Consider the following 22516-nt stretch of genomic DNA (forward strand, 5'->3'; position numbering starts at 1 on the left):
CCAGCCCGCCATGGCTCCCGAGACGATGACGCCCTCCGCTCGCCGCCGCTCCGTCGGCAGCACGGCGATGCCCGAGCAGAAAAAGAGCAAGGCCAAGACGCACCTGCCGGCCAATCTGCTGGGCAAGCTGGCTGTGACCGACGCCCGGCCATGGGTCACGCTGCTAGAAATGGTCTTGCTGCCGCTGATTGCCATAGCACTTGGCCTGCTTTGGGAACCAGAGGACCCGCTGTGGATCGACTCCGGTTTTCCGTGGGCTTGGCTGGCCGTTGTCATCGTCGCACTTCGATATGGCCCCCTGGCCGGCCTGGGCAGTGCATGCGTGCTGCTGTTGGCGTGGCTGGCGATCAACGTGGGCCGTTACGACGAGTTTCCCCAGACTTACTTTCTGGGCGGCCTCATCCTGGTGTTGCTGGTGGGCGAGTTCTCCAGCCTCTGGCAGGCACGGACGCGGCGCGCGGAAAACGTGCAGCTCTACCTGGACCAACGGCTCGAGCACCTGGTTCGGCAGTACTACCTGCTGCGGCTCTCCCACGACCGTCTGGAACAGGAACTGATTGGCAGGCCCATGTCGATGCGCGATGCGCTGTCGACGCTGCAAAGCATTGGCTCGCCGGATCAGACCCCGGAAGACGGCGCACAGGTCCTGCTGCGGTTGCTGGCCCAGTACTGCCAGATTGAATCCGCCGTGCTCTACCCCGTGCGCGGTGACGACCTCGATCCGGAAGCGGTCGCCAGCATCGGCGCCCCTACCGTGCTGGTACCCAGCGACCCACTGGTGCGCCAGGCGCTGGAAACCCGGCGGCTGTGCCACATCAGCCAGGCCGTGGCACACAGCCAGCAAAGCCGGTATCTGGCGGCGGCACCACTGTTGGACCTGGGTGGCGAGATCTACGGGTTGCTCGTCATCGACGACATGCCGTTCTTTTCGTTGCAGGACGAAAACCTGCAGACGATCAACCTGCTGCTGGGCTATTACACCGATGGGCTGGCCACACAGACGCTGTCTCGCCCCATTGTCGAGGCCCTACCCGACTGCCCACCCGACTTTGCCTTCGAAGCCCAGCGTCTTGCCCACATCCATGAAAGCACCAACGTGCCGAGCGTCATCGTCGCGCTTGAATGCCTACCGCGTGCATTGGACAAGGGGTTGCCAGCGCAAATCGAACGCCTGAAGCGGGAGTTGGATGAAAGCTGGCTGATTCGCGGGTCGGATCGCCAGGTGCTGGCCATGCTGATGCCGCTGGGCGATGCCGCTACAGCCGAGGGCTACATCAGCCGGCTGGAAAACTGGTCGATGCAAAAGAGCGGCCAGCCGCTGGAAGAGGCCGGCATCTTCCCCCACATCGTGCCCCTGGCCAGCGACACCCCACTGAACGTGCTGCAGAGACTGCACGCCCTGGCACATGCTTAATCTGAAGTTCGGACTGTCCGCGCTGGCGCTGGAACTGGGCGCATGGACCGGGCCGCTGCTGCTGCATGGTCATTCGGACGCGGCACTGCTCAGCTACTTGCTGGTACATGGCCTGGCCAGCCTGATGCTGTCGCTCTTTTTGCTGCCCCTGATGTCGGGCGAGCAGGCCAAGCCCCGCCTGCCCGTGCTGGGGCTGCTGGCCGCCTTCAGCTATGGCGTGCCTATCGTGGGCTTCGTGGGTACGGTGCTGGCCGTGGTGCTGCTGCGCATCTACCGCTCGCCCGCCACGCAGGGCGAGTTCGAATCGTTGCAGTTGCCTGAGTTTGATCTGCACCAACGCATGCAGGGCAGCTTCCGGCAGGCGGGTCTGCGGTCGTTTCTGGGCAACAGCAATGCCCCCATGCAGACGCGCCTGCGGGCCATGGTGGCACTGCAGTACGTGTCGGGCCGGGTGGCCTCGCCCCTGCTGCGCACCGTGCTCAGCGACCCCAGCGAAGATCTGCGCCTGCTGGCTTACGGCATGCTCGACACGCTGGAAAAACGCATCAACCGCGCCATCGATTCCGAGATGGACGCGTTTCGCCTGGCACAGCAGGAAGAAGGCGATGGCACATCAGGGCCGCGCACCGTCGAGTCGGCGCATCGCCTGTCCGACCTGTACTGGGAGCTGGTCTACCAGGAGCTGGTGCAGGGTGACCTGCGCGAGCACGCCATCAAGGAATCGCTGCGCTACTGCGACCTGGTGCTGGCGCAGCAGGCAAACAACCCGCAACTGAACCTGCGCCGTGGCCGGCTGCTGCACGAGACCGGGTTCCTGGACGACGCTGGCGCCGCATACGTGCGCGCCCGCGACCTGGGCCTGCCCGCCACCCGTGTGTTGCCGTATCAGGCCGAACTGTGCTTCGAGCGACGTGACTACCAGGGCACGCGCCAGCTGCTGCAAGAGCTCAGCCAATGGTCTGCCCTGCCGCGCCTGAGGCCGGTCGTCGATTACTGGAGCGCGCGATGAACCTGCCCAAGGCCGCCGAGGCCGACATCGCGCTGCTGTTGGAAGGCACCTTCCCTTACATCAGCGGCGGCGTTTCCAGCTGGATCAACCAGATCATCCGGGCGTACCCGGAATATCGCTTCGCCATCGTGTTCCTGGGCAGCCGCCGCGAGGACTACACCCAATTCAAGTATGAGCTGCCGCCCAACGTGGTGCATTACGAGGAACACTTTCTCTACGACCACCTGAGCAGCGGCACCCAACCGGCCTCTCGCCGCGGTGACGAAGCCGCTTTCGCCATGGTGAAGTCGCTGCTCGCGTCCATTGAGTCAGGCGACCGCGATGCAGCCATGGGCGCCTTTCGAGCCATGGCACGTGAGATGCAGCCGGGCGGGCGCCTACAGCTGGAAGACTTCCTCTACGGCGAGCGCGCATGGAACCTGATCTGCGAGGGCTATCGCAACCACTGCACCGACCCTTCGTTTGTCGACTACTTCTGGACGGTGCGCATCATGTACCAGCCGCTCTGGACGCTGGCGCGCGTGGCGCAGCAGCTCATTCCCGTGCGTATCGTGCACTGCGCTTCCACCGGCTATGCAGGCTGCCTGGGCGCGATGGTGGAGCAGTTTCGGGGCACGCCGCTGGTGCTGTCGGAGCACGGCATCTACACCAAGGAACGCAAAATCGACCTCTTCAAGAGCGAGTGGATCCGCGACAACCGCAACATCTTCCAGCGCGACCCCACGGAGCTGTCGTACTTCCGCCAGATGTGGATCCATTTCTTCGAATGGCTGGGGCAGTTCTGCTATGCCTCCGCCGACCCGATCATCGCGCTGTACGAAGCCAACCGGCAGCGCCAGATCGCAGATGGCGCGCTGCCCGCTCGCACTTTCAACATCCCCAACGGCATCCAGCTGTCGCGCTTTGCAGCCCTGCGCGATCAGCGCCCAGCCGAGATACCGCCGGTGCTGTGCCTGATCGGCCGCGTGGTGCCCATCAAGGACATCAAGACCTTCATTCGCGCCATGCGCCGGGTGGTGAACCAAGTGCCTGCGGCAGAAGGCTGGATCGCCGGGCCGACCGAGGAAGACCCGGCCTATGCGCAAGAGTGTGCGAACCTGGTGCGCAGCCTGGGGCTGGAACAGAACGTGCGGTTTCTGGGCTTTCAACGGGTCGAAGACCTGATGCCGCGCATCGGGCTGGTGATTCTCTCGTCCATCAGCGAAGCGCTGCCACTGGTGGTGCTGGAAGGCTACGCGGCGGGTGTGCCCACCATATCCACCGACGTGGGCTCGTGCAGGCAGCTGGTGGAAGGGCTCGACGACGAAGATCGGGCGCTGGGCGCATCCGGCAAGGTGGTACCGATTGCCGACCCGCAGCGCCTGGCCGATGCTGCGCTGTCGCTGCTGAATGACGCCGATGCCTGGCACGCCGCCAGCCGCGCCGCCGTGGCGCGCGTGGAGCGGTACTACACCGACACACTGATGTTCGAGCGCTACCGCGCGGTGTACGAAAACGCGTTCCAGAAGACGCAGGGAGCGCACTGATGGCCGGTATCGGATTTGAACTGCGGCGCATGCTGCGCAAGAACACGCTGGTGAGCCTGGTGCAGGCCTATGCCTACGCCGGTGTTATCGGCTCAGGGCCGTGGGTGTTTTCCATCGTCGGCATTCTGCTGATTGGTATCTTCAGCGCCAGCGTGGTGGTGCCCGCTTTTCTGGTGACGCAGTTCCAGACTTCGGTCACCTACCTCGTCGCGGGCAGCCTGATCCTCACCGGGCTGGTGCAGCTGGCGTTCACGCGCTTCGTGTCAGATCGCCTGTTCGAAAAGCGCCGCGACCTCATCCTGCCCAACCTGCACGGACTGATGCTGGTGGTGACGCTGGCGGCCGGTGTGCTGGGCACGCTTGCGCTCTTCGTGCTGCTGCCCAACCTGGGCCTGCTCTACCGCATGCTGATGCTGGCCGGCTTCACGCTGATGTGCGACGTCTGGGTGCTGACCATCCTGCTGTCGGGCATGAAGCGCTACAAGGCCATCGTGGGACTGTTCGCGCTGGCCTACGTGCTGATCGTGGTGAGTGCCCTGCTGATGCGCCCCTGGGGACTGGAAGGCCTGCTGGGCGGGTTCGTGCTCGGCAACTACGTGCTGCTGGCCGGCATGTGGATCCTGGTGGTGCGAGAGTTCAACCCCAAGGGCCGGCTCATCGCGTTCGACTTCGGCCAGCGCAAGCTGCTCTATCCGTCGCTGATGGCCATCGGCTTTCTCTACAACTTCGGGGTGTGGGCCGACAAGTTCATGTTCTGGTACTTTCCGCCAACCTCGCAGCCCATCGTCGGTGCGCTGCGTGCTTCGCTGATCTACGACCTGCCAGTGTTCCTCGCCTACCTGTCGATCATTCCCGGCATGGCGGTGTTCCTGGTGCGCATCGAGACCGACTTCGTAGAGTACTACGACAAGTTCTACGACGCGGTGCGCAGCGGCGGCTCGCTCGAATACATCGAGACCATGCGCGACGAAATGGTGTATTCCATCAAGCAAGGGCTGGCCGAAATCGGCAAGATCCAGGCGCTGGCCGTGTTGATTACCTTCGTGGCCGGGCCTGCACTACTGGACTGGCTCGGCATATCGCGCCTGTACCTGCCACTGCTGCACGTGCAGGTGATCGGCGCCGGGCTGCAGGTGGGCCTCATGGCCATCCTGAACGTGTTCTTCTATCTTGATCAGCGGCGCATCGTGCTGTTTCTGTGCCTCGAATTCGTGCTGCTCAACATCTTGCTGACCGCTTTCACGATGCATGCAGGCGCGGCGCTGTATGGCTACGGCTTCACGCTGGCCACGCTCATCACGCTATGTACCGGCATGGTGTTGCTCTCGCGCCAGCTCAACCGGCTGGAATACGAAACCTTCATGCTGCAGTAAACGGTAGAGGTGGCGGTGGACGCAACGCGGGCAACGGCCCGGACTGTGCAGTCCTCGCCGACAAGGTCACAATCGGGGCGACTCAACACTGACCACCAACGCCATGGCCTTTCGCCGCTTACGCATCCCCGCCCGCCTTTGCGGCTTGTCACTCGGCGCGCTGCTGGCGGCATGCGGAGGTGGGGGAGGTGGCAGCACACCCGAGACTCCGGCCACGCCCAGCCCCAGCACGGTGGCCGTCACGCTCACGGCACCGGTGGCGGAGGAGATTTTCAACGCCAGCGTGCCTCTCACCGTGAGCGCCCGGGTGACGATCAATGGCGCCAATGCGACCGACGGCACGCCGGTGCGTTTTTCTGCCAGCTCGGGCACTTTGGCCGCGTCGGTCACCACGCAGGACGGTATCGCAACGGCTACGCTGACGCAGGCCACTCCAGGCCGCCAGCAGCTGACGGTGTCCGCTACCGCAGCCGACGGACAGTCCGCCACCGCCACACGCACGGTCTATCTGCGGCCCGCTCCCAGCCGGCTCGAAGTACTGGTGCCGGCTTACTTCTTCCCCAGCCCCTCCGGATCGCCCTGGGACCAGCTCACTGCGGGCGCCACGGCCTTTCCAGGCCTGGCCATCACGGCCATCCTGAATCCATCCAACGGTGAGTTCACGACCGCCGAATCCAATTACGTGCGCGCTGCAACGCAGTTCGTCGCCGCAGGCGGCAAAGTCATCGGTTACGTCCACAGCAACTACGGCACCCGTGCCCAGTCCGCAGTTCAGGCCGACATCAACAACTATCTTCGCCTGTACGGCCCGGGCATCGTGAGCGGCATCTTCGTGGACGAAATGTCGTCCGACCCCCGCCAGCTGGCGTACTACCAGACGCTCTACAACTACATCAAGTCCCAGGGCAGCACCTTGCGCGTGGTGGGCAACCCGGGTGCCGTTCCCGACGCCGCCTACGCAGCGGTGGCCGATGTGCTGGTTACCTACGAAGGCCAACGGGCCGGCTTGCTGGCTTATGACCCGCGCTCCAACGTCGCATCGTCCTGGCTCTATGGCCGGCCCAACTCGACACTGTCTGCACTGGGCCACAACATTCCCAACTGCGTTGCCATGCAGCAGGCGGTGGTGGCTGCCGCCACGGCGCGATACAACCTGGGGCCGGTGTTCTTCACCGACCGTGAATATGACCCGGTCACAGGCACCGGCAATCCGTGGGCCAGCCTGCCTGCCTACTGGAATGCGATGCTGCAAAGCGTGGATGCGGTGAACCAGGGGCGCGCCTTGCCGGCTTGCTGAGGTACACCCTGCCGGCCATCCCCGGCGCAGGGTTGAATTAGCGGCTGGCTACTCTTTTGAAGCGGGTGTCCAATACAAAAAAAGCGTCCGCATGCGGACGCTTTTTTGTGGGTCAACGCAGCGCTGCGATCAGCCGCCCAGCTCGTCCGCCCGCGCTTGCGCCGCTGCGAAGTCCAGGTCACCCGAATAGATGGCGCGGCCGCAGATCACGCCTTCCACGCCTTCGCTCTCCACCGCGCACAGCTGCTCGATGTCGGCCATGCTGCCCAGCCCGCCCGATGCGATGACCGGAATCGTCAGTGCCTGCGCCAGCTTGACCGTCGCGTCGATGTTGATGCCCGAGAGCATGCCGTCGCGGCCGATGTCGGTGTAGATGATGGACTCGACACCCCAGTCCTCGAACTTCTTGGCCAGGTCGACCACCTCGTGGCCGGTCAGCTTGCTCCAGCCGTCGGTGGCGACCTTGCCGTCCTTGGCGTCGAGGCCCACGATGATGTGGCCGCCGAACGCGCTGCAGGCGTCTTTCAGAAAGCCCGGGTTCTTGACCGCCGCCGTGCCGATGATGACGTAGCGCAGGCCGCCGTCGATGTACTTCTCGATCGTGTCCAGATCGCGGATGCCGCCGCCCAGCTGCACTGGAATGTCATCACCCACTTCTTTCAAGATGGACTTGATGGCGGCGTAGTTCTTGGGCACGCCGGCGAAGGCGCCGTTCAGGTCCACAAGATGCAGGCGCCGGGCGCCCGCGTCCACCCAGCGCCGGGCCATGGCGGCAGGATCTTCGCCGAAGGTGGTGGATTGGTCCATGTCACCTTGCTTGAGGCGTACGCAGTGTCCGTCCTTGAGATCGATGGCGGGGATGAGCAGCATGATGGATGAAGGAGCGCCCCCTGGGGGCAGGGTCGGGCGGGAAAGCCCGAGGGGTTGATGAACGGAGTTCAGGGATTCCAGTGCAGAAAGTTGCGGTAGAGCATCAAGCCCTGCTCGGCGCTTTTTTCTGGATGGAACTGCGTGGCAAAAATATTATCGCGCGCGATGGCCGAGGCAAAGCTGCCGCCGTAGTCGGTTTCGCCCGCGCTGTGTTCGGTATGCGCCGGTTTCGCGTGGAAGCTATGCACGAAGTAGAACCAGCTCTCGTCCGGGATGGTGCCCCACACCGGATGCGCAGCGCCACCTTGCTGGCGCGACTGACGCACGCGGTTCCAGCCCATCTGCGGCACCTTGAAGCGGCTGCCGTCAGCCTGAATGCGCCCTGCCAGTTCAAACCGCACGACGTCACCCGGAATCAAACCCAGGCCGGGCGTATCGCCTTCGTCGCTGTGGTCCAGCAGCATCTGCATGCCCACGCACACGCCGAAGAGCGGCTTGTTTGCCGCCGCTTCCAGCACCGACGCCTGCAGACCCGACTCGCGCAGCTCGCGCATGCAGTCGGGCATGGCGCCCTGGCCGGGCAGCACCACGCGCTGGGCGGCGCGCACTGCGTCGGGCTGCGACGTGACGATGACCGTCCAGCCGGTGCCCGCAGCCGCGGCCTGCACGGCCTGCGATACCGACCGCAGATTGCCCATGCCGTAGTCGACGACGGCGACGGTCTTTGCTTCACTATTCATAGCATGCTGCGCTTGATGGATAAGCGCTAGAGGCCAATTTGGCTCATAAATTTACAACGAACCCTTGGTGGAGGGAATGACGCCGGCCGAGCGCGGGTCGCGCTCCAGCGCAGCGCGCAGCGCGCGGGCGAAGGCCTTGAAGATGGTTTCGCACTGGTGGTGGGCGTTGATGCCCTTCAAGTTGTCGATGTGCAGCGTGACGCCGGCATGGTTCACGAAGCCCTGGAAGAACTCGTAGACCAGTTGCGTGTCGAGCTGGCCGATGCTGCCGGCGGTGAACTTCACGTCGATGTGCAGCCCCGGCCGGCCCGAGAAGTCGACCACCACGCGCGACAGGGCTTCATCGAGCGGCACATAGGCATGGCCGTAGCGGCGAATGCCCTTCTTGTCGCCCACGGCCCGCGCGAATGCCTGGCCCAGCGTGATGCCCACGTCTTCCACCGTGTGGTGGCCGTCGATGTGCAGGTCGCCTTCGCAGTCGATGTCGAGGTCGATCAGCCCGTGGCGGGCGATCTGGTCGAGCATGTGGTCGAAAAAGCCGATGCCGCTGGACAGGCGGGCAGCGCCCGTGCCGTCCAGGTTGATGCGCACGGTGATGCGCGTCTCGGCGGTGTTGCGGGAGACCTCGGCGATGCGGTCGGCCGAGGGGTCTTCGTGGGCGGTGGAGGTGACGAGTGCGGAGGAGGTCATAGGGAAGCCTGGAGCGCGGCGAGCATCTGGGCGTTGTCGGAAGCGCTGCCGACCGTCAGGCGCAGGCAGTTGGCAAGCAACGGGTGCATTGTAGAAACGTTCTTGACGAGCACTTGACGCGCCTTCATGCCGGCAAAGGCTTTGGCGGCATCGGCCACCCTTACCAGCACCATGTTGGCCTCGCTGTCCCATACGCACTCGATGCCCGGCATGGCACGCAGGTCGGCCAGCAGCTGAGTGCGGGCGGCGCGCAGCTCGGCCGCCTGGGCAGCGAACACGTCGGCATGCTCCAGCGCGAACAGCGCGGCTTCGCAGTTGAGCACGCTCACGTTGTAGGGCGGGCGCACCTTGTCGATCTCGGCTACCAGCGCCGCCGGGCCAATGAGGTAGCCCAGCCGCACGCCGGCCAGGCCAAACTTGCTGAGCGTGCGCATCAGCAGCACGTGGGCATTGCGCTCGGGCTCGGCGCGCATGCGGGTGATCCAGCTGCGGCTGGCGAAGGGCTGGTAGGCCTCGTCCATCACCACGATGCCGCCCTGCGAGCCGACGGCATCGGCAATGCGCTGGACCACGGCTTCGTCCCACAGCGTGGCGGTGGGGTTGTTCGGGTAGGCGATGTAGGTGATGGCCGGGCGGTGCTCGGCCACTGCGGCCAGCATGGCCGATTCATCCAGCTCGAAATCAGGCGTGAGCGACACGCCGACGAAGTCCAGCCCCTGCAACTGTGCGCTCATCGGGTACATCACGAAGCCCGGCATGGGTGCCAGCAGCTTCGCACGGCCATGCGATTCAGGCAGCGCGCAGGCTAGCGCCAGCAGGGTGATGAGTTCGTCGGAGCCGTTGCCCAGCAGCACGGCGCTGCCTTCAGGCGCGCCGGCATAGTCCGCCAGCGCTGCCTTCAGGTCGTTCTGCCGCGCACCGGGGTAACGGTTCAGCGGCAACGCGCCCAGCCGCTCGCCCAGCGCTGCCTGCAGATGCGCGGGCAGGCCGAAAGGGTTCTCCATCGCGTCCATCTTCAGCGCGCCGGTGGAAGACTGCACGGCGTAGGCATGCATGGCCCGCACGTCGGGGCGGATGCGGCTCAAGGGATCCGGCCGGGCGGCGGACGAAACAGCGGTGGAGGTGGTCATTCAGCGGTGTCCAGAGCTTCGGGGGTGACGAGAAACGGGTTGATGGGCTGCACAGCGTCCAGCATCTGGCCGTGCGGCAGGGCCTCGGTCAGCAAATATCGGCAGCCCTGCTGATGGGCAGACGAGAGGATCAGCGCATCCCAGTAGCCCAGGCCGTAACGGTCTTGCAGATCCCACGCACCATCGACGGTGTAGGCATCCAGATGCGGCGGCAACCACACCCGCAGTCGCCGCACGTGGGCGCGTACCTGGGCCAGCACCTGCGGGCCTTTGAAGCGCTGGATAGCCTGGTTGTATAACTCATTGAGCACCTGCGAACTCACGCGGCCGCTGCGCGTCTGCCAGCAAAAGGTCAGCCAGGCCTGGGCCTGCGCCTGACGTGTCGGATCGCGCTGGTCCACGCTGGCCAGCAGGATTTCGGTGTCGACAAAGATCGGGGTGGTTGCCATGGCGGGGGACGCAATCAACGCTCGAACAAGGTGTTGCGCGGCACATAGGGTCCGCTGGAAACACCCCATGTCTCGAAGCTCAGCGCCTCGCGCATGGCCTGGGCGTAGGCATCTTCCTGGCGCATCTTTTCCGACAGCCACTCACCCACCAACCGCGACACGCTGCTGCCGCGCTTGGCCGCCTCGATGCGCACCCATTCGGCAGCGGCATCGTCCATGGTGATGGTGACGTTCTTCATGAGCAAAAGTTTACACGAACTTCGTGGAACACGAAATTCGTGGGATCGCCCACAGTATTTTTCATCAAAAAATCCACCGGGCCTTTCGGCTGGTGGCTTATGTATGGCAATGACGACCGCGCTTACCTCAGCCGCATCTCCGCCGCTCGCGCATGCGCCTGCAGGCCTTCGCCATGCGCCAGCACACTGGCAATGGCGCCCAGCGTCTGTGCCCCCTGCTCGCTTACCTCGATGATGCTGCTGCGTTTCTGGAAGTCATACACGCCCAACGGCGATGAGAACCGCGCCGTGCCGCTGGTGGGCAGCACGTGGTTGGGGCCAGCGCAGTAATCGCCCAGACTCTCGGAGGTGTAGGCGCCCAGGAAGATGGCGCCAGCGTGGCGCAGCAAGGGCTCCCAGCGGTGCGCGTCGCGGCTGCTCACTTCCAGATGCTCGGGCGCGATGCGGTTGCTGAGCACGCAGGCTTCTTCCATATCGCGCGTCAAGATCAGCGCGCCCCGGCCGGTGAGGCTCTTGGCGATGATTTCGGCGCGCGGCATTTCGGGCAGCAGACGGTCGATGGATGCCTGCACGGCGTCGATATAGGCGGCGTCGGGGCACAGCAGGATGGACTGCGCCAATTCGTCGTGTTCGGCCTGGCTGAACAGGTCCATCGCCACCCAGTCAGGCGGCGTGGTGCCGTCGGCCAGCACCAGAATCTCGCTGGGGCCGGCAATCATGTCGATGCCCACGGTGCCGAACACGCGCTTCTTGGCGCTGGCCACGTAGGCGTTGCCCGGGCCGGTGATCTTGTCGACCTTGGGCACCGTGGCGGTGCCGTAGGCCAGCGCTGCCACCGCCTGCGCGCCGCCGATGGTGAAGGCCCGCGTGACACCCGCCACGTAGGCGGCGGCCAGCACCAGCGCGTTCTTTTCGCCGCGCGGGGTGGGCACGACCATGATGATCTCCGGCACGCCTGCCACGTGGGCAGGAATAGCGTTCATCAGCACGCTCGATGGATAGGCCGCCTTGCCGCCCGGCACGTAGATGCCCACGCGGTCCAGCGGAGTGACCTTCTGGCCCAGCAGCGTGCCGTCTTCATCGCGGTAGCTCCAGCTCTCACCGCTGGCGCGCTTTTGCGCCTCGTGATAGCGGCGCACACGCACGGCCGCGGCTTCCAGCGCCTGGCGCTGCACTGCAGGAATGGCCTCGAACGCAGCCTTCAGCTCGGCCTGCGTCAGCTCCAGCGCCGCCATGGCATCGGCCTGCAGGCCATCGAAGCGGTGGGTGTACTCCAGCACCGCCGCGTCGCCGCGCTGCTGCACGTCGGCCAGGATGTCGGCCACGCGCTGTTCGATGGCGGCGTCGGTGTCGGCCGACCAATGCAGGCGATCCCGGAAAGCGGCCTCGAAATCGGCGCTATCGGTACGCAAACGAACAGGCGTGGCTTTCATGGCTTTTCTATCTCTATCTCAATCGCGAAGGGGAAGAAGGAACCGCCGGGCTCATTCGGTCTCAGCCGACACGTCGCCCGTCTTGCGGTTGTACTTGAGCGTGATCTTGTCGAGTTCGCAGAGGTTGAAACCCTCCCACTCGACTTCCGAGCCGTCATCGGTGAACACCACCTTGATGTCCTGGGTGCAATGCTTGGTGTCGCCAAACTTGAACTTGCGCGATGCACCGTTCACCAGTTGGTTGCGGCCCAGTCGGTCGCTGCCCCAGTTGTCCATCTTGGTGGGCGAGATGTAGACCTCGTTGAGCGCATAGCCGGTGCGATTGACCAGCGTGAAGTCTGCATCGGCGGCAAAGGAGGCGCCGCTCAGCGCCAGACAGCCCAGCAACAGGATTTTCTTGAACATGGAACACCTCAGATTTGAAACAAAAGATGCATCGAGAAACAATCTTCCCCGACGCAGCCCGGATTCTGCCGTGTTCTGGATGGCGTTAGACGCGATCTGAGGCGCTCGCGCAACTTCAGCTGCCGGCGGGAATGGCCGATGCAAATGCATCGATGATGCGCCGCAGTGGCGCCTGCTTGAGCTTGAGCGCCGCCTGGTTCACCACCAGGTACGAGCTGATGTCCATGATGTGTTCGACTTCCACCAGGTGATTGGCGCGCAGGGTATTGCCGGTGGACACCAAGTCGACGATGGCGTCCGCCAGCCCAGTCAACGGCGCCAGTTCCATGCTGCCGTAGAGCTTGATCATGTCCACGTGCACTCCCTTGGCAGCGAAGAACTCCCGAGCGATGGCGGTGTACTTGGTGGCGACCTTCAACCGTGAGCCCTGCTTGACGGCACGTGCATAGTCGAAGTCGTTGCGCACGGCCACGCTCACGCGGCAGCGGGCAATGCGCAGGTCCAGCGGCTGGAACAGACCCTGGCCGCCGTGCTCGATGAGCGTGTCCTTGCCGGTCACGCCCAGGTCGGCGCCACCGTACTGCACGTAGGTGGGCACGTCGGAGGCACGCACCAGCACCACGCGCACGTGTTCGTGGTTGGTGGGCAAGATGAGCTTGCGCGACTTTTCCGGGTCTTCCAGCACCTCGATGCCGGCGGCGGCCAGCAGGGGCAGGATCTCTTCGAAGATACGGCCCTTGGACAAGGCCAGGGTGATGGTGGAGTTGGTGCTGCTGCTCATTGAACTCTCTCGATATCGGCGCCCAGGCCGCGCAATTTGGCTTCCATGCAGTCGTAGCCGCGGTCCAGATGGTAGATGCGGTCCACCACGGTCTCGCCCTCGGCCACCAGGCCGGCGATGACCAGGCTGGCCGACGCGCGCAGGTCGGTCGCCATCACGGTGGCGCCCGAGAGGCGCTCCACGCCTTCGATGACCGCCACCTTGCCGTCGGTGCGAATGCGTGCGCCCAGGCGCAGCAGCTCGTCCACGTGCATGAAGCGGTTCTCGAAGATCGTTTCGGTCACCGTCGCAGTGCCCTGCGCCACTACGTTCAGCGCCATGAACTGGGCCTGCATGTCGGTGGGAAAGCCAGGGTATTCGGTGGTGCGAAAGCCCTGGGCCTTCAGCGTGGCGGCGCCATCGCTTTTCACGCGGATGCCGCCCTCTTCGGCCTGCACCTGCACACCGGCCTCGCGCAGTTTTTCGATCACGGCATCAAGGTGGTCGGCTCGGCCATGGCGCAGCAGGGCCTCGCCGCCGGTTGCCGCCACGGCGCACAGGAAGGTACCGGCTTCGATGCGGTCGGCCACCACGCGGTGGGTGCAGCCGTGAAGTCGATCAACGCCCTGAATGCGGATGCGGCTGGTGCCGTGCCCTTCGATCTTCGCGCCCATGGCGATCAGCATCTCGGCCAGGTCGGAAATCTCGGGCTCTTGCGCCGCGTTCTCCAGCACGGTTTCGCCCTCGGCCAGCGTGGCGGCCATGAGGAAGTTCTCGGTGCCCGTTACCGTGACCATGTCGGTGGTGATGCGGGCGCCCTTCAGGCGGGTGCGACCGGCTGGAAGCTTGGCGATCATGTAGCCGTGCTCGACCACGATTTCCGCGCCCATGGCGGTGAGGCCCTTGATGTGCTGGTCCACCGGCCGCGAGCCGATGGCGCAGCCGCCAGGCAGCGACACGGTGGCCTCGCCGAAGCGCGCCAGCAGCGGCCCCAGCGCCAGCACCGACGCGCGCATGGTCTTGACGAGCTCGTACGGCGCTTCGGGTGTGTTCAGGCCACTGGCGTCGATGCGTACTTCGGTGTCGGCATCTGCCGGCACGGCGCAGTCGCCTGCGGGCGGCTGGGTGACCGCCACGCCCATGTTGCGTATCAGCGTGAGCATGGTGGCCACGTCTTGCAGGCGCGGCACGTTCAGCAGGGTGACCGGCTCGGCCGTCAGCAGCGCGGCGCACAATTCGGGCAGCGCGGCGTTCTTGGCACCGGAGATGGGCACTTCGCCGTGCAGCGCGCGGCCGCCGCGAATCAGGAGTTTGTCCATGGCGTGTAGCCCGATATCTTTATAAGCAAAAAGTGGCTCTAGCGCTTATCTATCAAGCGCAAGCAGCTATATATTCAATAGCAAACCAAAAAACCGGATGCCATCAGGCGTTGGTCGACTGCGCCGCCCATTCGGCAGGCGTGAAGGTCTTCATCGACAGCGCATGCACTTCGTCGGTGTGCATCTTGCTGCCCAGCGTGGCATAGACGCGCTGGTGGCGTTGGATGGCGCGCTTGCCTTCGAATTCGGCCGACACGATGGTGGCGTACCAATGGCGGCCGTCGCCTTCGAGCGCAATGTGCTCGCACGGGAGGCTGGTGGTGATGAGGTGCTTGAGGTCGTCTGCGGTCATGGGGTCAATTCCTGATTTTGTAGCCGGTGCGCAGCAGGTGAACGGCCAGCGCGCTCACCACCAGCCACGCCGATCCGACGATGGCCAGGCTCAGCCATGGCGAGGTGTCGCTCTGCCCGAAGAACCCGTAGCGAAAGCCGTCGATCATGTAGAAGAACGGGTTCAGGTGGCTCACGGTCTGCCAGAACGGCGGCAGCGACTGGATCGAATAGAAGACGCCTGAGAGGAACGTCATGGGCACGATGACGAAGTTCTGGAACGCGGCCATCTGGTCGAACTTGTCGGCCCAGAGGCCCGCGATCAAGCCCAGCGTGGCCAGCAGCGCGGCGCCCAGCAGTGCGAACGCGATGATCCACAACGGCGCCGCGAACTCAGGCCGCGCGAACGCGATGGTGACGATGAACACGCCCAGCCCCACGGCCAGCCCGCGCACCACCGACGAGCCCACGTAAGCCACGAACCAGGCCCAGTGCGACAGCGGCGTGAGCAGCACGAACACCAGGCTGCCCATGATCTTGCTTTGAATCAGGCTGGACGAGCTGTTGGCAAACGCGTTCTGCAGAATGCTCATCATCACCAGGCCAGGCACCAGGAAGGCGGTGTAGCTGATGCGGTCGTACACCTTCACGTGGTCTTCCAGCACGTGGCCGAAGATCAGCAGGTACAGCACGGCGGTGAGCACCGGCGCCGCCACGGTCTGAAAGCCCACCTTCCAGAAGCGCAAAATTTCCTTGTAGAACAGAGTCTGCCAGCCGGTCATATCGCAATGTTCTCAAGGGAAATATTGGACGCCGACGTGCCCGACATCACCTGCAGGAACACGTCCTCCAGGTCGGGGCGGCGGATCTCCATGTCGTGCACATCCACACCGGCCACGCGCAGGGCGGCCAGGTGGCTTTCGATCTCGGCGGCGTCATGCGCGGGCAACTGCACGATGCGGCCCGTGACACGTGCCAGCACCGCCAGCGCGGGCGGCAGCACGGCATCGGTCTTGAACTGCAGCACGCTGCCCGACGCGGCCTGCAGCAATTCACTGGTGCTGCTGAGTGCCACGATGCGGCCCGACTTGAGCATGGCGATGCGGTTGCACAGCGCCTCGGCTTCTTCCAGGTAGTGCGTGGTCAGCAGCACGGTATGGCCCTGCTTGTTCAGGCGTGCGACAAAGTGCCAGAGGGTCTGACGCAATTCCACGTCGACGCCGGCAGTGGGCTCGTCCAGCACGATGATGGGTGGCTTGTGCACCAGCGCCTGGGCCACCAGCACGCGGCGCTTCATGCCGCCCGACAGCTGGCGCATGTTGGAGTTGGCCTTGTCGGCCAGGCCCAGGTTTTCCAGCAGCTCGTCGATCCAGGCGTCATTGTTCTTCACGCCGAAGTAGCCGGACTGGATGCGCAGCGCCTCGCGCACGTTGAAGAAGGGATCGAACACCAACTCTTGCGGCACCACGCCCAGCTTGCGGCGGGCGGCCGCGAAGTCGGCTTGGACGTCACTGCCCTGCACTTGCACGCGACCACTGGTCGCGCGCGCCAGCCCGGCCAGAATGCTGATGAGGGTGGTTTTGCCAGCACCGTTTGGCCCCAGAAGACCGAAGAACTCGCCCTCCTCGATATTCAGGCTGACATGGTCAAGCGCCTGAAACGGGCCTTTGGCGGTGGTGAAGGTCTTGGAAACGGATTGGAATGAGACTGCAGGCATGGGAGCCCGCGATTTTACGGCCTCAAGGTGTGGAAGTCGGCGCCGAAGGCCATCCCGCAGTCGCCGTCAGGCAGCGGGCAGCAATTCGCTCACGCCGTAGAGGCCGGCCAGGGTGGCGAGCGCCGGCGGCAGCGACTTGACGGCAAAGGTCTTGCCTTCAGATAGTGCCGAGCGCCTGCACTCCAGCAGCACGGCGAGCGCTGACGAGTCGAAGGTAGCCAGGCCGGTGGCATCGACCACCAGCGCAGGGTCACGGTGCGCTTTCAGACCTTGCAAGAGCATGCGCAGGCTGGCAGTGGCCTGCTCATGGGTCAGTTCGGAGGGCAGAACCAGCATGCAGGCTTGCTTTCAGATCAGGTGGACTTGCCAGCGTTGGTCTTGTTGCGCGCAGCCAGCGACTCGATCAGGCCATCGATGCCCTTGGCATTGATCTCCTGCGCGAACTGGCTGCGGTAGGTGTCCACCAGCCACACACCCATCACGTTCAGGTTGTAGACCTTCCAGCCAGCACCTTCGCCTGGCGTCTTCTCCAGGCGGTAGTCCAGCTGCACAGGCTCGCCGCGGCCCTTGATTTCGGTGCGCACCAGTACGTCCTTGTCCTCGGGGGCCATGCGCAGCGGCTTGACGACGATGGACTGGTCGCTGACCTGGTTGAGCGCGCCCGAATAGGTGCGAATCAACAAGGTCTTGAATTCTTCCTGCAGACGCTGCTGCTGCGCCGGAGTGGCATCGCGCCAGGCCGGGCCGGTGGCGGCAGAGGTCATGCGGCGGAAATTCACGTGCGGCAAGATGGTCTGGTCCACAAACGCCACGACCTTGTTGATGTCGCCACGCTGCAGGGATTTGTCGGACTTCACCTTGTCGAGCACGTCTGTGGACAACCGGCGCACCAGCGCATCGGGCGCCTCATCAGCAGCCCAGGCAGCCATAGGGCCAGCCAGAGTCGTTGCAGCAGCCAGTGCCAGAGCCCAGCGGCCCAGATCGCGTCGGTCAATCATCATCGTCTTCGTTCCTTTCACGGGCTGCTCCCTTGTCACAACGGGTGCAGCCTTTGGTTTTTCATCCATAACGGGCATTGTGGAATACCGTGGCGCCGACCATGCGTCGGACGGGTACCCGGTTGCAAGTAACTGCAACGCCCTCAAATCCGAGGCGAAGGTGCCGCAGCACCCTGCAAAACTACTTGGACTCGGGAGGCAGCATGCCGGCATCGGCGTCGTAACCGGACTCGTCCAGTTCCGGCGGATCCACGTCCTGGCCGCGCACTTTCAAAAACACATCACGCGTGAAGCTGTATTTGTCGAGCGCTGCAGTTTCCAGCACGTTGCCTGCCGACAGCAGATTGGCTCGCGTATCGACGATACGCAGCGCATACAGCTGGTTGCGGGCAGAAACCGGGTCCACCTGCTGCAGCAGATTGCCACGGGCATCGACTGGCAATGCAGCGGTGTCGCGCACGGTGGATGGGCCCAGTAGCGGCAACACCAGATACGGGCCGGTCGGCACCCCGTAATGGCCCAGCGTCAGGCCGAAATCGGTCCTGCGGCGAGGAATGCCCATTTCGGAGGCGATGTCGAGCACGCCGCCCAGGCCGAACACCGTGTTCACGTTGAAGCGCACCAGGCTGTCCATGGCCTCGCTGCCCTTGAGTTGCAGCACGTTGTTGACGAACGACCAGACGTCGTTCAGGTTCGAGAAGAAATTGCTCACGCCCGTGCGAACGGGGGACGGCAGCACTTCGCGGTAGGCGGTGGCGACGGGCTTGAGCACGGCCCGGTCCACGCCGTCGTTGAACCGCGTCATGCTGCGGTTGTAGGGCTCGAGCGGATCGCGTGGATTGGCGTCCGGGCCGGTCGCGCAGCCGGCGAGCATCAGCGCGCCGACGGCCAGGGTGGCCGCGCCTGCACTGCGGCGGGCCGACACGTGCCTGTGCGAGCAGCGCTGGGTGGTATGGGTATGGTGGTTTCTCATTTCTTGCTTCCCGCGCCCGAGGCGCCCTCTTCCGCCTTGCCGTACAGAAACTGTCCGATCAGGTTTTCCAGCACGATGGCCGATTGCGTGGCGGTCACCACGTCACCTGCGGCCAGGTTTTTCTCGTCGGCACCGGCTTCTACGCCGATGTATTGATCTCCCAGCAGGCCGCTGGTGAGGATCTTGAATGAACTGTCTTTCGGGAAGGCATAGCGCTTGTCCAGGTCCAGCGCCACGTTGGCGCGAAAGGTCTTGTCATCGAAGGTGATGGACTGCACCCGGCCAACCACCACGCCCGCACTGCGCACAGACGCCTGGGGCTTCAAGCCGCCGATGTTGTCGAACTTGGCGACGATGGGGTATCCGGTCTGGAAGTTCAGGCTCAGCAGGTTGGCCGACTGCAACGCCAGAAACACGAGCGCGGCGCCGCCCAGCAGTACGAAGAGGCCCACCCAGAAGTCGTTCTTGGAATGCTGCATGTTGATTTTTTCCTTGTGGTGTCGGATTCGGTGCCGGTGGCGGATCAGCGGCGCCGTTCAGATGGTGAACATCAGGGCGGTGAGGATGAAGTCCAGGCCCAGCACGGCAAGCGAGGCCATCACCACGGTGTGCGTAGTGGCGCGTGACACGCCCTCGGGCGTGGGCTTGGCCACGAAGCCCTGAAACACGGCGATGAACGTGACGGCCAGGCCGAACACGATGCTTTTGACCACGCCATTGCCCACGTCCTTGAACACGTCCACGCCGCTTTGCATCTGACCCCAGAAGGCGCCGGTGTCCACGCCGATCATCAGCACGCCGACGACCCAGCCACCGATCACGCCCACGGCGCTGAACACCGCCGCCAGCAGCGGCATGGCGATGACGCCGCCCCAGAAACGCGGCGCGAGGATGCGGCGCACCGGGTCGACCGCCATCATCTCCATGGCCGACAGTTGCTCGCCAGCGCGCATCAGCCCGATCTCGGCCGTGAGCGAGGTGCCCGCACGGCCGGCGAACAGCAGCGCGGTGACCACGGGGCCCAGTTCGCGCACCAGGCTCAGCGTGACGACCAGCCCCAGCGCGTTGGCCGAGCCGTAACGCTGCAGCACGTTGTGCCCCTGAAGCGCCAGCACAAAGCCCACGAACAGGCCCGACATGGCGATGATGGAAAGCGAATAGTTGCCCAGAAAGTGGATCTGGTCGCGCAGCAGCGCGGGGCGGCGCAGCGTGGGGCCGATCAGGGCGATGAGCCGCACGAACAGCCGAGTGGCCATGCCAATGCCCGCCAGCTTGCTGCGCACGGCAAAGCCCACATCGGAAGGACGCCACCAGCTCATCGTGCACCTCCGGCCGGCACGCCGCCCACGGGGCCGAAATCGTCGGCCAGACTCGCGCCTGGATAGTGGAACGGCACCGGCCCGGTGGGCAGCGCGTTCACAAACTGGTGCACCAGCGGATCGGTGCTGGCGCGCACTTCTTCGGGCGTGCCCTGCGCCGCCACAGTGCCGGGGCCGAGCACGATGACGTGATCGGCCACGCGGAAGGTCTCTTCCACGTCGTGCGAGACGATCAGCGTGGTCAGGCCCATGGTGTCGTTCAGCTCGCGGATGAGTTGCGCGGCGATGCCCAGAGATATGGGGTCGAGGCCGGCGAAAGGCTCGTCGTACATGATGAGTTGCGGGTCCAGCGCAATGGCCCGCGCCAGCGCCACGCGGCGGGCCATGCCGCCGGAGATCTGGCTGGGCATCAAATCGCGCGCACCGCGCAGGCCCACGGCGTGCAGCTTCATCAGCACGATGTCGCGAATCAGTTCGTCGGCCAGATCGGTGTGCTCGCGCAGCGGAAAGGCCACGTTCTCGAACACGCTCATGTCGGTAAACAAGGCGCCGAACTGGAACAGCATGCCCATGCGCCGGCGGGCGGCGTAGAGCTGGCCTTCATCCATGCGGCCCACGTCGTGCCCGTCCACCAGCACCTCGCCCTGCTGCGCCTTCTGCTGGCCGCCGATCAGACGCAGCACGGTGGTCTTGCCGCCGCCGGAGGCGCCCATCAGCGCCGTCACCTTGCCGCGCGGCACCGACAGGGACAGGTCGCGCAGGATCACGCGCTCTCCGTACGAGAACGTCACGTTGCGCAGTTCGACCAGGGCGGTGGGTGGGGGCATGCGGAAAAAAGACGAAAAAAGGCAGGAAAGGAATAGGCGAGATCGCGGAGGATTGTCGCCGCAGAGACCGAAATGCGCTGTGGGACGATGGTACCTCAAACATACATGCATGCATGTTTGCGCAGATTTCGACCCTTTAGCTCCTGAATTTATAGCATATTGCGCTTGATGGACGGGCGCTAGAGGCCAACTTCACCTTAAAGCTATCGAGCGACATCTGCACAACGACATCACAACATGCTGCGCAGAAACCCCTGCGTGCGGGCGTGCTGCGGGCTGGCAAACAACCCGGCAGCAGGGCCGGATTCGACGATGCGACCCTGGTCCATGAAGACGGCCGTATGCGCCACCTCGCGCGCAAAACCCATTTCGTGCGTGACGACCAGCATGGTCATCTGCTCCTGGGCCAGCGCGCGCATCGTGCGCAGCACCTCACCCGTCAGTTCAGGGTCGAGCGCGGAAGTGGGCTCGTCGAACAGCATGATTTCCGGCTCCATCGCCAGCGCGCGGGCGATGGCGACTCGCTGCTTCTGGCCACCCGACAGGCGGGCGGGGTAGTTGCCCCGCTTGTCCGCCAGGCCCACCTTGGCCAGCAGCACCTCGGCGCGGGCGATGGCCTCCTCGCGCGGCAGGCCCTGCACCACCATCGGCGCCTCGATCACGTTCTGCAGCACGGTCAGGTGCGGGAACAGGTTGAAGTGCTGGAACACCATGCCGGTCTTTCGGCCGATGCGGCGCACCTCCGCTTCCGGCGCATAGGTGCAGCGGCCGGCCGCATCGGTGGTGGCCAGCACGGCGCCGTCGATGGCGATGTGACCGCGGTCGATGGTCTCGAGCCGGTTCAGGCAGCGCAGGAAGGTGCTCTTGCCTGAGCCGGACGGCCCGATCACCGCCACCACCTCGCCCCGGCGCAGTTGCAGCGACACGCCCTGCAACACCGGGGTTCGGCCGAAGGATTTGTGAATGTCGAGCGCGTCGATCATGGGCGCGCTGCCCGCATCATCAGTCGTCGTGCTTGGCATAGCGCCGCTCCAGCCGCTGAAAGCCCCAGGTCAGCACCAGGGTCATGAGGAGATAGAAAGCCGCCGCCACGATGAACGGCGTGGTCGTGAAGTCGCGCTGCACGATACCGCGCGCGGCGCGCAGCAGGTCGTTCAGCGCCAGCACGTAGATGAGCGAGGTGTCCTTGACCAGCGTGATGGTCTCGTTGCTCATGGGCGGCAGAATGCGGCGCACCATCTGCGGCAGCACGATGCGGCGCATGGTCTGGCCGTAGGTCATGCCCAGCACGCGCGCGGCCTCGTACTGGCCCCGGTCGATGGACTGGATGCCCGAGCGGAAGATTTCGGCGAAGTACGCCGCGTAGTTCAGTGCGAAGGCCACCACCGCCGCCGGAAAGTCCGGCAGCCGCACGCCGATCACCGGCACGAAGGGCAGCGCGAAATAGATGAACAGCATCTGCAGCATCAGCGGAGTGCCGCGCATCAGCCAGATGTAGCCGTTGACCGCGACCGACAGCGCGCGCCAACGCGACACGCGCGCCAGTGCCAGCACCAGGCCCAGGGGCACGGCCAGCGCCAGCGTGATGAAAAAGAGCTTCAGGGTGACGGTGGCGCCCTGCGCCAGCGGCCCCAGAAGGGAAAGAACGTAATCCATCTGCTGCGAAGGCCGATCTTCAGAGTTTTACAGATTGGTCAA

The 22516-nt window shown here is 64.7% G+C and carries 26 protein-coding genes; 5 read left to right on the top strand and 21 right to left on the bottom strand.

All coding sequences use genetic code 11. The features are described from left to right. Positions 1-10 precede the first annotated feature (10 nt). From RQI28_RS06320 to RQI28_RS06340, 5 genes are all read left to right on the top strand, one after another. The gene (locus RQI28_RS06320) at positions 11-1414 is read left to right on the top strand and encodes a PelD GGDEF domain-containing protein (protein WP_311221762.1); all 1404 of its coding nucleotides are present in this window, start codon (positions 11-13) and stop codon (positions 1412-1414) included. Then, positions 1407-2423: a hypothetical protein gene (locus RQI28_RS06325; RefSeq protein WP_311221763.1), complete on the top strand. Its 1017-nt coding sequence runs from the start codon at positions 1407-1409 to the stop codon at positions 2421-2423. The genes RQI28_RS06320 and RQI28_RS06325 overlap by 8 nt, the downstream gene beginning before the upstream one ends. Then, positions 2420-3949, top strand: a complete 1530-nt coding sequence (gene pelF, locus RQI28_RS06330) for a GT4 family glycosyltransferase PelF (RefSeq protein WP_311221764.1) — start codon at positions 2420-2422, stop codon at positions 3947-3949. Before RQI28_RS06325 ends, pelF begins: the two co-directional genes overlap by 4 nt. Then, positions 3949-5322, top strand: coding sequence for an exopolysaccharide Pel transporter PelG (pelG, locus tag RQI28_RS06335; protein ID WP_311221765.1), 1374 nt, complete (start codon positions 3949-3951; stop codon positions 5320-5322). Before pelF ends, pelG begins: the two co-directional genes overlap by 1 nt. 103 nt (positions 5323-5425) lie before the next feature. Next, on the top strand, positions 5426-6619 hold the full coding sequence (locus RQI28_RS06340) for a spherulation-specific family 4 protein (RefSeq protein ID WP_311221766.1): 1194 nt from the start codon (positions 5426-5428) through the stop codon (positions 6617-6619). A 129-nt stretch (positions 6620-6748) separates the two neighbouring features. Here the strand turns inward: RQI28_RS06340 and hisA are convergent, their stop codons facing one another. The 21 genes from hisA to RQI28_RS06445 form a co-directional block, all read right to left on the bottom strand. Continuing rightward, entirely contained in the window at positions 6749-7489 is a 741-nt protein-coding gene (gene hisA, locus RQI28_RS06345; protein ID WP_311221767.1) for a 1-(5-phosphoribosyl)-5-[(5-phosphoribosylamino)methylideneamino]imidazole-4-carboxamide isomerase, read from the bottom strand. 68 nt (positions 7490-7557) lie between these two features. Beyond that, positions 7558-8229 (bottom strand): imidazole glycerol phosphate synthase subunit HisH, encoded by a 672-nt coding sequence (hisH, locus tag RQI28_RS06350; RefSeq protein ID WP_311221768.1) that lies wholly within the window; start codon positions 8227-8229, stop codon positions 7558-7560. 51 nt (positions 8230-8280) lie between these two features. Next, the gene (gene hisB / locus RQI28_RS06355; RefSeq protein WP_311221769.1) at positions 8281-8919 is read right to left on the bottom strand and encodes an imidazoleglycerol-phosphate dehydratase HisB; all 639 of its coding nucleotides are present in this window, start codon (positions 8917-8919) and stop codon (positions 8281-8283) included. After that, a complete protein-coding gene (locus RQI28_RS06360) occupies positions 8916-10049 on the bottom strand; it encodes an aminotransferase class I/II-fold pyridoxal phosphate-dependent enzyme (protein WP_311221770.1) in 1134 nt (377 codons plus the stop codon). The genes hisB and RQI28_RS06360 overlap by 4 nt, the downstream gene beginning before the upstream one ends. After that, complete coding sequence (locus RQI28_RS06365; RefSeq protein ID WP_311221771.1) at positions 10046-10498, bottom strand: PIN domain-containing protein; 453 nt, start codon at positions 10496-10498, stop codon at positions 10046-10048. Before RQI28_RS06365 ends, RQI28_RS06360 begins: the two co-directional genes overlap by 4 nt. 14 nt (positions 10499-10512) lie before the next feature. Next, positions 10513-10737: a CopG family transcriptional regulator gene (locus tag RQI28_RS06370; RefSeq protein ID WP_311221772.1), complete on the bottom strand. Its 225-nt coding sequence runs from the start codon at positions 10735-10737 to the stop codon at positions 10513-10515. 122 nt (positions 10738-10859) lie between these two features. Further along, the gene (gene hisD, locus RQI28_RS06375) at positions 10860-12170 is read right to left on the bottom strand and encodes a histidinol dehydrogenase (protein WP_311221773.1); all 1311 of its coding nucleotides are present in this window, start codon (positions 12168-12170) and stop codon (positions 10860-10862) included. A 51-nt stretch (positions 12171-12221) separates the two neighbouring features. Further along, positions 12222-12575: a hypothetical protein gene (locus RQI28_RS06380; RefSeq protein WP_311221774.1), complete on the bottom strand. Its 354-nt coding sequence runs from the start codon at positions 12573-12575 to the stop codon at positions 12222-12224. 115 nt (positions 12576-12690) lie between these two features. Further along, positions 12691-13356, bottom strand: a complete 666-nt coding sequence (gene hisG, locus RQI28_RS06385; protein ID WP_311221775.1) for an ATP phosphoribosyltransferase — start codon at positions 13354-13356, stop codon at positions 12691-12693. After that, positions 13353-14654 (bottom strand): UDP-N-acetylglucosamine 1-carboxyvinyltransferase, encoded by a 1302-nt coding sequence (gene murA, locus RQI28_RS06390; protein WP_311221776.1) that lies wholly within the window; start codon positions 14652-14654, stop codon positions 13353-13355. Before murA ends, hisG begins: the two co-directional genes overlap by 4 nt. A gap of 103 nt (positions 14655-14757) precedes the next feature. Beyond that, positions 14758-15006, bottom strand: a complete 249-nt coding sequence (locus RQI28_RS06395; protein ID WP_311221777.1) for a BolA/IbaG family iron-sulfur metabolism protein — start codon at positions 15004-15006, stop codon at positions 14758-14760. A gap of 4 nt (positions 15007-15010) precedes the next feature. Next, positions 15011-15766, bottom strand: coding sequence for an ABC transporter permease (locus RQI28_RS06400; protein WP_311221778.1), 756 nt, complete (start codon positions 15764-15766; stop codon positions 15011-15013). Next, positions 15763-16701 carry an ABC transporter ATP-binding protein gene (locus RQI28_RS06405; protein ID WP_311221779.1) on the bottom strand — a complete coding sequence of 313 codons (939 nt, stop codon included), beginning with the start codon at positions 16699-16701 and terminating at the stop codon, positions 15763-15765. Before RQI28_RS06405 ends, RQI28_RS06400 begins: the two co-directional genes overlap by 4 nt. A 66-nt stretch (positions 16702-16767) precedes the next feature. Continuing rightward, complete coding sequence (locus tag RQI28_RS06410; RefSeq protein ID WP_311221780.1) at positions 16768-17037, bottom strand: STAS domain-containing protein; 270 nt, start codon at positions 17035-17037, stop codon at positions 16768-16770. Positions 17038-17054: 17 nt separating this feature from the next. Further along, positions 17055-17699: an ABC transporter substrate-binding protein gene (locus RQI28_RS06415; protein ID WP_311222059.1), complete on the bottom strand. Its 645-nt coding sequence runs from the start codon at positions 17697-17699 to the stop codon at positions 17055-17057. 181 nt (positions 17700-17880) lie between these two features. Continuing rightward, positions 17881-18672 carry a VacJ family lipoprotein gene (locus RQI28_RS06420; RefSeq protein WP_404976869.1) on the bottom strand — a complete coding sequence of 264 codons (792 nt, stop codon included), beginning with the start codon at positions 18670-18672 and terminating at the stop codon, positions 17881-17883. Beyond that, complete coding sequence (gene mlaD, locus RQI28_RS06425) at positions 18669-19151, bottom strand: outer membrane lipid asymmetry maintenance protein MlaD (RefSeq protein WP_311221781.1); 483 nt, start codon at positions 19149-19151, stop codon at positions 18669-18671. Before mlaD ends, RQI28_RS06420 begins: the two co-directional genes overlap by 4 nt. Positions 19152-19208: 57 nt before the next feature. After that, the gene (gene mlaE, locus RQI28_RS06430) at positions 19209-19991 is read right to left on the bottom strand and encodes a lipid asymmetry maintenance ABC transporter permease subunit MlaE (protein WP_311221782.1); all 783 of its coding nucleotides are present in this window, start codon (positions 19989-19991) and stop codon (positions 19209-19211) included. Beyond that, positions 19988-20818, bottom strand: a complete 831-nt coding sequence (locus tag RQI28_RS06435; protein WP_311221783.1) for an ABC transporter ATP-binding protein — start codon at positions 20816-20818, stop codon at positions 19988-19990. The genes mlaE and RQI28_RS06435 overlap by 4 nt, the downstream gene beginning before the upstream one ends. Before the next feature lie 230 nt (positions 20819-21048). Beyond that, the gene (locus tag RQI28_RS06440) at positions 21049-21840 is read right to left on the bottom strand and encodes an amino acid ABC transporter ATP-binding protein (RefSeq protein WP_311221784.1); all 792 of its coding nucleotides are present in this window, start codon (positions 21838-21840) and stop codon (positions 21049-21051) included. Beyond that, positions 21821-22474, bottom strand: coding sequence for an amino acid ABC transporter permease (locus RQI28_RS06445; protein WP_311221785.1), 654 nt, complete (start codon positions 22472-22474; stop codon positions 21821-21823). Before RQI28_RS06445 ends, RQI28_RS06440 begins: the two co-directional genes overlap by 20 nt. Between the last annotated feature and the right edge of the window lie 42 nt (positions 22475-22516).

The organism is Acidovorax sp. WCS2018Noco2-16 (assembly GCF_031843945.1).
In the GTDB taxonomy this organism is placed as follows: Bacteria; Pseudomonadota; Gammaproteobacteria; order Burkholderiales; family Burkholderiaceae_C; genus Paracidovorax.

Coding starts and splice junctions, on each gene's coding strand:
- RQI28_RS06320 (WP_311221762.1), top strand. CDS start 11: ATGGCTCCCGAGACGATGACGCCCTCCGCTCGCCGCCGCTCCGTCGGC.
- RQI28_RS06395 (WP_311221777.1), bottom strand. CDS start 15,006: ATGACCGCAGACGACCTCAAGCACCTCATCACCACCAGCCTCCCGTGC.
- RQI28_RS06415 (WP_311222059.1), bottom strand. CDS start 17,699: ATGATTGACCGACGCGATCTGGGCCGCTGGGCTCTGGCACTGGCTGCT.
- mlaD (WP_311221781.1), bottom strand. CDS start 19,151: ATGCAGCATTCCAAGAACGACTTCTGGGTGGGCCTCTTCGTACTGCTG.
- hisG (WP_311221775.1), bottom strand. CDS start 13,356: ATGAGCAGCAGCACCAACTCCACCATCACCCTGGCCTTGTCCAAGGGC.
- hisA (WP_311221767.1), bottom strand. CDS start 7,489: ATGCTGCTCATCCCCGCCATCGATCTCAAGGACGGACACTGCGTACGC.
- RQI28_RS06400 (WP_311221778.1), bottom strand. CDS start 15,766: ATGACCGGCTGGCAGACTCTGTTCTACAAGGAAATTTTGCGCTTCTGG.
- hisD (WP_311221773.1), bottom strand. CDS start 12,170: ATGAAAGCCACGCCTGTTCGTTTGCGTACCGATAGCGCCGATTTCGAG.
- RQI28_RS06340 (WP_311221766.1), top strand. CDS start 5,426: ATGGCCTTTCGCCGCTTACGCATCCCCGCCCGCCTTTGCGGCTTGTCA.
- murA (WP_311221776.1), bottom strand. CDS start 14,654: ATGGACAAACTCCTGATTCGCGGCGGCCGCGCGCTGCACGGCGAAGTG.
- RQI28_RS06360 (WP_311221770.1), bottom strand. CDS start 10,049: ATGACCACCTCCACCGCTGTTTCGTCCGCCGCCCGGCCGGATCCCTTG.
- hisH (WP_311221768.1), bottom strand. CDS start 8,229: ATGAATAGTGAAGCAAAGACCGTCGCCGTCGTCGACTACGGCATGGGC.
- hisB (WP_311221769.1), bottom strand. CDS start 8,919: ATGACCTCCTCCGCACTCGTCACCTCCACCGCCCACGAAGACCCCTCG.
- RQI28_RS06370 (WP_311221772.1), bottom strand. CDS start 10,737: ATGAAGAACGTCACCATCACCATGGACGATGCCGCTGCCGAATGGGTG.
- RQI28_RS06445 (WP_311221785.1), bottom strand. CDS start 22,474: ATGGATTACGTTCTTTCCCTTCTGGGGCCGCTGGCGCAGGGCGCCACC.
- mlaE (WP_311221782.1), bottom strand. CDS start 19,991: ATGAGCTGGTGGCGTCCTTCCGATGTGGGCTTTGCCGTGCGCAGCAAG.
- RQI28_RS06365 (WP_311221771.1), bottom strand. CDS start 10,498: ATGGCAACCACCCCGATCTTTGTCGACACCGAAATCCTGCTGGCCAGC.
- RQI28_RS06435 (WP_311221783.1), bottom strand. CDS start 20,818: ATGCCCCCACCCACCGCCCTGGTCGAACTGCGCAACGTGACGTTCTCG.
- RQI28_RS06440 (WP_311221784.1), bottom strand. CDS start 21,840: ATGCCAAGCACGACGACTGATGATGCGGGCAGCGCGCCCATGATCGAC.
- pelG (WP_311221765.1), top strand. CDS start 3,949: ATGGCCGGTATCGGATTTGAACTGCGGCGCATGCTGCGCAAGAACACG.
- RQI28_RS06380 (WP_311221774.1), bottom strand. CDS start 12,575: ATGTTCAAGAAAATCCTGTTGCTGGGCTGTCTGGCGCTGAGCGGCGCC.
- RQI28_RS06325 (WP_311221763.1), top strand. CDS start 1,407: ATGCTTAATCTGAAGTTCGGACTGTCCGCGCTGGCGCTGGAACTGGGC.
- RQI28_RS06405 (WP_311221779.1), bottom strand. CDS start 16,701: ATGCCTGCAGTCTCATTCCAATCCGTTTCCAAGACCTTCACCACCGCC.
- RQI28_RS06420 (WP_404976869.1), bottom strand. CDS start 18,672: ATGAGAAACCACCATACCCATACCACCCAGCGCTGCTCGCACAGGCAC.
- RQI28_RS06410 (WP_311221780.1), bottom strand. CDS start 17,037: ATGCTGGTTCTGCCCTCCGAACTGACCCATGAGCAGGCCACTGCCAGC.
- pelF (WP_311221764.1), top strand. CDS start 2,420: ATGAACCTGCCCAAGGCCGCCGAGGCCGACATCGCGCTGCTGTTGGAA.